The organism is Cupriavidus sp. GW821-FHT02F09 (assembly GCF_059421605.1).
The window spans coordinates 324,339-331,528 of record NZ_JBWKVH010000003.1 but is presented as its reverse complement, the minus strand read 5'-3'; the positions used below and the strand labels follow the sequence as shown (position 1 = coordinate 331,528).

Genomic DNA, 7,190 nt, shown 5'->3' with positions numbered 1-7,190 from the left:
GTAAGGGGCGGGTGCTCTTAGCATCGCTCCATTATGAACAAAGCCTCCCGCGTTGGGGAGGCTTTGTCAGCAATCTGGAGAGGCTACGGCCTCTCTTTTTTTTGGGCGCGGCGGACCCCATCCGCATGATTCCAGTGCAGTGCACGATTTTGCAGGTGCGCTATGCGCCGTTCCAGTGCTGCGCACGTGCTCGCCACGCACGTTGACGGCGTGCGATCCGTATTCTAGCGTTGCAGATTCGGGGGCTGCCGCTATGTAGAGGACATGGCGCAGCGGTCTGAGGGCAGGGGGCCGATGTTCGCGTTCCGCCTTGCTCATGCGTGGTGGCGCCGTAGGGGTAATCGCTGAAGAAATGGCTGTGCCCCGAACGTGCCCTGCGAAGCACCAAGCGATGATTCGACGGTATGCCCAATGTGATGCCTGGGCTCGAGCGGCGCGCGCAAAGCGGCGTCCGGATGGCTGGGGTTTCAAATTGTTGCAAACGTTGCGTGATCGAAACGTGACTTCTTAGTCTCGAGTTGTTAAGGTCTTATTGCGCATTGCAGCAAGTCGGATACGTCCCGATACATGCAGGCACAGGTTCAGCACCCAGTCAAAAGCGATGCGCAGCGAGATCCCCTACATTTTCCCCCGGTTCGCGCTGGCCGGCATCCCGCCGTTGCTTCAGTCATTCCGCTCGCATGGTGGCCCGCCTTTTGCTGCGGTGTTTGATTGATCGTAACCGTCCAACTACGCCCGTCACTGGCATTCATGTCCGAAACCGTTACCTTGCCGACCGTCGAATCTATCCAGCGCCGTGCATTGGCGCCTGCGAACACAGGCGCACTGCGCCTGGGCAGGTGGTTGTGCGGCGGCATGCTGGCACTGTGTGCCGTGGTGGCGCACGCGTTCGACTTCGACACCGTGGCGGCGCGCGCGCGCCAGCTGGCCGCAAGTCCTTACAAGGCACCCGCGCAGAATCTGCCGCGTGAATTGCGCGAGCTGCCGTACGAGCGCTACCGCGAGATCGAATACAAGCCTGAGCGTTATCAGTGGCGCAATGCCAAGCTGCCGTTCGAGCTCTCCTTCTTTCATGAAGGCATGGTGTTCGACCAGCCGGTGCGCATCAATGAAGTGGTGAGCGGGAGTGCCCGCGAGATCCGCTTCGATCCGTCCGCGTTCAACTACGGGCCGCACAAGGTCGATACCAGCAAGCTCAAGACGCTTGGCTTCGCCGGCTTCCGCGTGCTCTATCCGCTCAACAGCACCAAGGGCAAGGACGAAGTCGTTTCTTTCCTGGGCGCCAGCTATTTCCGCGCGTTGGGCAAGGACCAGTGGTATGGCTTGTCGGCGCGGGGCCTGGCCGTGGATACCGGGCTCAATTCCGGCGAAGAGTTCCCGCGTTTCGTGGAGTACTGGATCGAGCGGCCATCGCCAGCGGACAAGCAACTGACCATCTATGCGCTGATGGACTCGCGCCGCGTGAGCGGGGCGTACCGGATCGTGATCCGGCCAGGCACGGAGACGGTCATGGAGGTGAAGTCGCGCTTGTTCATGCGGGAAAACGTCACCAAGCTTGGCCTGGCACCGCTGACCAGCATGTACCTCTTTGGCGAGAACCAACCTTCTTCGGTGCCGGACTATCGGCCCGAGGTGCATGACTCCGACGGCCTCTCGGTGCAGCTCGGCACGGGTGAGTGGCTGTGGCGGCCGCTGAGCAATCCCAAGCGCCTGCTGGTGACCTCGTTTGCCGCGACCAATCCGCAAGGATTTGGCCTGATGCAGCGGGATCGTAATTTCAGCAGCTACCAGGAGATTGGCGCGTGGTATGAGCGTCGGCCGAGCGCCTGGGTGGAGCCCAAGGGGAATTGGGGCTCGGGCCGGGTCGAGCTGGTGCAGATCCCGACCCCGGACGAGACCAACGACAACATCGTGGCGTACTGGGTGCCTGACACCCCGCCCAAGCCCAAGCAACCTTTCGATTTCGAGTATCGGCTGCTGTGGCAGAAGGACGGCGACAAACAGCCGCCGCTGTCGTGGGTGACACAAACGCGGCGTGGCCAGGGCCTCAGCCGCAAGCAGGACGACACCAGCTTTTCGCTGGTGGTGGATTTTGAAGGCCCGGCCTTCAAGAAACTGGCCGCCGATACCCGGATCGATCCGGTGATCTCGGCCGACAGCAACGGGGAGCTGCTGAACACTTCGACGCAACGCAATGCGGCCACCGGCGGCTGGCGCATGACCATGGTCGTGCGCCGCAAGGACGAGAACAAACCGGTCGAATTGCGCGGCTATCTTCGCAACGGCAATACAACCCTATCCGAGACGTGGAGCTACATCTTACCCCCAGGCTGAAGCGGCGCGCCGCTCCGGCGGCGGCATGCGAGCGCTATCTCGATCGCGTTCCTGTCTCGCCCGACCAGCGTCGCGAGCTGCTTGACAACGTCGCTGGCAGCGACGCCGCCGACACTGAGTCGGCCATCCATCTTCTGCAGCGCACACTCGCGGCCAAAGACGGCGAGCCATCCCCGGCGGGCCCATCCTACGGCTCGGTGGGGCGCCGCCTCAATCTTGCCTATGGCGCACCGCTGGCGTCGGGCGAGCCGCTGGTGCAGCGTCGTGCGGACGGCACCGTGCATATCGACACCGGCCCCGAACCCAAACGCGCTTCCATGGTGCCGCGGGCGTGGCCTCCGCACATCGTCACCGGCTTCCTGCGCAACCTGGGCAGGCGCATGCTGGGCCGCCCGCCAGTCCCGGAAACCTGGGACACGCTACATGACGGTCCCGATGCCGAGGGCAAATGGCACCCGGCGGGCAAGCACCGCCGATGGGTACTGCTTGGCCTGGTAGCCGGGCAGACCGCGCTAGCTACATACTTCATGACCAAGGTGCTGCCTTATCACGGCACCGATCCGCTCGAGATCGCCGTGCTGGCGCTCTTCGCCATCCTGTTTTCGTGGGTGTCGGCTGGGTTCTGGACTGCCATGATGGGTTTCCTGGTGCTGGCCAAAGGCGGCGACCGCCATCTGATCTCACGCTCGGCCGCAGTGGATGGGCCGATTGCGGAGGAGGCGCGCACTGCGGTCATCATGCCGATCTGCAACGAGGACGTGACCCGGGTATTTGCCGGGCTGCGCGCGACCTATGAGTCGATGGAGCGCACCGGCGAGCTGGCCCGCTTCGATTTCTTCGTGCTGTCCGACAGCGGCAACCCGGACTTGCGCACTGCCGAGACCGATGCGTGGATGGAAACCTGCCGCGCGGTCAACGGCTTTGGCCGAATCTTCTACCGCTGGCGCCGCCATCGCGTCAAGCGCAAGACCGGCAATGTGGCGGACTTCTGCCGCCGCTGGGGCAGCGCCTATCGCTACATGGTGGTGCTGGACGCAGATAGCGTGATGAGCGGCGAGTGCCTGACCACGCTGGTCAAGCTGATGGAAGGCAATCCGGGGGCCGGCATCATCCAGACCGCGCCGCTGGCCGTGGGCCGCGAGACCATGTATGCGCGCGTGCAGCAGTTTTCCACGCGCGTGTACGGGCCGCTGTTTACCGCTGGCCTGCATTATTGGCAGCTCGGCGAATCGCACTACTGGGGCCACAACGCCATCATCCGCATCCAGCCGTTCATGGAGCATTGCGCGCTGGCGCCATTGCCCGGCAAGGGCCCGCTGGCAGGAGAAATCCTCTCGCACGATTTCGTCGAGGCCGCCTTGATGCGCAGGGCCGGGTGGGGCGTGTGGATTGCCTATGACCTGGAGGGCTCCTATGAGGAACTCCCGCCGAACCTGCTCGATGAGGTCAAGCGCGATCGCCGCTGGTGCCAGGGCAACCTGATGAACTTCCGCCTGTGGATGAAGCAGGGCTTTCACGCTGTGCACCGCGCGGTGTTCCTCACCGGTGTGATGGCTTATCTGTCGGCGCCGCTGTGGTTCCTGTTCCTGGTGTTGTCCACCATCATGCTGGCCAAGCACGCGCTGGTGCCGCCGGAGTACTTCACGCAGCCTTACCAGCTGTTCCCGACCTGGCCGGAATGGCATCCCGAGAAGGCGCTGGCGCTGTTCTCGGCGACCGCCACACTGTTGTTCCTGCCCAAGATCGCCAGCGTGGTGCTGCTGATGAAGGACGCGCGCAGCTATGGCGGGCCGTTGCGCCTGGTGCTGTCGATGCTGATCGAAGTCGTGATGTCGGCCTTGCTGGCCCCGGTCCGCATGCTGTTTCACACCAAGTTCGTGGTGGCGGCCTATAGCGGCTGGGGCATTACCTGGAAGTCGCCGCCGCGTGAAGATGCGCAGACCACCTGGGGCGAGGCGTTCCGCCGCCACGGCATGCACACCTTGCTGGGCCTGGCCTGGGGCGGGCTGGTGCTGTGGCTGGACCCGAATTTTGTCTGGTGGCTGCTGCCGATCGTGGGCTCGCTGGTATGCTCGATTCCGCTTTCGGTCTGGCTGTCGCGGGTCTCGCTGGGCCGCGCGCTGCGCGGAGCCAGGTTGTTCGTGACGCCGGAGGAGGCCACACCCCCGCGCGAGATGGTGGCCATGCAAAAGCACGTGGAGGCAGCGGGAGAGCCTCCGGCATTTATCGATGCCGTTGTCGACCCGGTGACCAATGCGCTGATGTGCGCGACCGCCTCGTCGCGCGTGGTGCAGCCACAGGCTACGCAAGCGGAGCACGCCGCGCTGGTGCAGCAGGCCCTCACCGCCGGCCCGGACGCGCTGTCGGCTACCCAGAAACACTTGTTGCTGGGCGATCCCTTTGCGCTCGCCCAACTGCATGGACTGGTATGGGGCTCACCGCTGGCGCACGCGCGATGGAAAGAAACCCGTGTGTTGCCCCGGCGTGCGGCCAACGTGGTGCCGTTGCGTCCACGGCTTGCCTGAGCTATGCCCGGGAGCCGGCGCGCCTGCTCCCGGAGGCAAGGCCCGGCATCCCGGCAGGAATGCCAAATGGGGTTGGCAGGGTCTAGCGCAGTGCCGAGGAGCAGATGGGCGCGTTGATGTAGACGTCGCCAACGCGACGCTCGCCGCGCTCGTTGCGCGTCATGTAGCGGAACATCATGCTGATGCCCAGCTTGGTCAGGATTTCAACGTCCCGGTTCGCGCAGATATTGCGCTGCAGCGGCGCAGCGTAGCTGAGCTCGAAGCTGGCGAGGTCCAGCATGGGGCCTCGGTACTTGGTCAGCTCCAACTGGAACAGGATATGTTTGCCAGGGACCGACTGGCAGCGGCGCAAGCGCGTCTCGCCATCGATCTCGATGGGCAGGGCGTCGTTGAGCTGGCGGCAAGCGCGCGACAATATGTTGTCGGGGCGGGCGGTATTGCGCAGCAATTCAGGCACGCCTGCCGCGCCGGTATTCTGGCCCGTGGCAGCGCCCTTGAGCATTTGCGCCAGGGCATCGGCCTCGTCCACCACCACGGGGGCAGGCGCGGAGGCGGCGGCCCTGGCTGGAGCCGGTGCCGCATGCGCGCGCTGCGCCCACGGCAAACTAGCCGCGCCGGCGGCCAGGGCAAAACAGACAGAAAGCAGTTTGTATCTTGTTCTCATGCAGGAAAACGTTGCCGGGAACCGCACCATCGGGTGGGTTCCCGCGGTGCGTCGGGCTGCGTGATCGTCCGCCCCAGGCGGCCGACAGGCTGGCATTGTACCCTTGGCGTCGCTGCCGTTGATAGCCACGCACTCCTCCACTCCGCGGCGAAGCGAGGCCCGAAATTGCCGCAATGCCGCGGTATCGCCAGGCCCGTCATCACAGTTGCACGCGTCCGGTCGGACGTGCGCTTGCATCATCGCCGCGCGGCGTGCCGAGTGCGCGGCTTGTTACGCTATGCAACAATTACGTCTTTAGCCGCTCCCGTGCCGCTACGCCGCTAGCCGGTTGACGCATTGGGCGCCGGTGGCCGTGCCGGCTGCCTAGTTGTTCCTCAGGAAGTTTCGATGACCCGCTCCACCCGCGCCCCACAATCCGGGCGCTTTCCGCTTTGGCTCCTGGTATGCGCTTCGCTTACCGCGCTGGCGCCGCTTTCCATTGACATGTACCTGCCGAGTTTCCCGGCGCTGGCCGGGGATCTCGGGGTCGATATCGGCCGCGTGCAGCTCACGTTGGGGACGTTCCTGGTCGGGTTGGCGGTGGGGCAGGCATTCTATGGCCCGATCAGCGACCGCTTTGGCCGCAAGCCGCCGCTGTATGTCGGCCTGCTGGCCTACGCGCTGGCCGCGGCCGGGTGCGCGCTCGCGAGTGACGTCGATGCGCTGATGCTGTGGCGTTTCCTGCAGGCCCTGGGTGGCTGCGCGGGCATGGTGATGGCGCGCGCCGTCATTCGCGACCGGCTGGAGGCCCATGAATCCGCGCGCGCCTTCTCCTCGCTGATGCTGGTGATGGGCCTGGCGCCGATCCTGGCGCCCATCATCGGGGGCGCCGTGCTGGCGGCATTCGGCTGGCGCGCCATCTTCTGGTTGTTGTGCGGTGCGAGCCTGCTGATCCTGTGGGTGGTCCACCGCTACATGGAGGAATCGCTCGACCACGCCAGCGCCATGCCGTTGCGCCTGGGCCGCGTGCTCTCGAACTACGGCGAGCTGCTGCGAGACCGGGGTTTTGTCGGCTATTCGCTGTCGGCCGGCTGCGCGCAGGCGGGCATGTTTGCATACATTGCGGGGTCGCCGTTCGTGCTGATCGAGTTGCATGGCATCGATCCCTCCCATTACGGCTTCGTGTTCGGCGCCAACGCATTGGGCCTGATCGGCATGTCGCAGCTCAACGCGCGCCTGGTGCGCAACCGCACGCTGGACCACGTCCTGCGCGGCGCGCTGCTTGCGCCGTGCCTGGCCGGCCTTGTCCTGGCCGCGGCCGTGCTCGCCGGCCTGGCGCCGCTGCCGGTGCTGCTGACGGGCTTCTTTGTGTTCATCGCCAGCCTCGGCTGCATCCTGCCGAACGCCTCGGCACTGGCCATGGACCAGCAGGGCCATCGTGCCGGCACCGCTTCCGCATTGATGGGAACGCTGCAATTCTCCCTGGGTACCCTGGCCGGCGCTGCCGTCAGCTTCTGGCGGGACGGCAGCGCGTTGCCGCTGGCGGTGGTCATGGGCGTTTGCGGTACCGGCGCCGTGCTGATGCGGGCCTTCGGCCGTTCAGGCGCGACAGTGCACGGCGCCGAATGATCCGGGCTCCGATGCCGCTGCGATAGCGGGGCGGCCTGGCTCAGCGTGGCCGCGCCATC

The 7,190-nt window shown here is 65.3% G+C and carries 5 protein-coding genes; 4 read left to right on the top strand and 1 reads right to left on the bottom strand.

Annotated features, from left to right (window positions below; genetic code table 11):
• The 3 genes from AC07XB_RS06005 to mdoH form a co-directional block, all read left to right on the top strand.
• Positions 1 to 206: hypothetical protein (locus tag AC07XB_RS06005; RefSeq protein WP_492826520.1), on the top strand; the 206-nt coding region annotated here is incomplete at its 5' end.
• 544 nt (positions 207 to 750) lie between these two features.
• Positions 751 to 2,334: a glucan biosynthesis protein G gene (locus AC07XB_RS06000; protein ID WP_492370832.1), complete on the top strand. Its 1,584-nt coding sequence runs from the start codon at positions 751 to 753 to the stop codon at positions 2,332 to 2,334.
• Positions 2,307 to 4,859 (top strand): glucans biosynthesis glucosyltransferase MdoH, encoded by a 2,553-nt coding sequence (gene mdoH, locus AC07XB_RS05995; protein WP_492370831.1) that lies wholly within the window; start codon positions 2,307 to 2,309, stop codon positions 4,857 to 4,859. Before AC07XB_RS06000 ends, mdoH begins: the two co-directional genes overlap by 28 nt.
• An 82-nt stretch (positions 4,860 to 4,941) precedes the next feature.
• Here mdoH and AC07XB_RS05990 read toward each other — a convergent pair whose 3' ends face one another.
• On the bottom strand, positions 4,942 to 5,523 hold the full coding sequence (locus tag AC07XB_RS05990) for a hypothetical protein (protein WP_492807310.1): 582 nt from the start codon (positions 5,521 to 5,523) through the stop codon (positions 4,942 to 4,944).
• A 387-nt stretch (positions 5,524 to 5,910) separates the two neighbouring features.
• On the opposite strand from AC07XB_RS05990, the gene AC07XB_RS05985 reads away from it, so the two are divergent.
• Complete coding sequence (locus AC07XB_RS05985) at positions 5,911 to 7,131, top strand: Bcr/CflA family multidrug efflux MFS transporter (RefSeq protein WP_492370830.1); 1,221 nt, start codon at positions 5,911 to 5,913, stop codon at positions 7,129 to 7,131.
• The last annotated feature ends 59 nt before the right edge of the window (positions 7,132 to 7,190 follow it).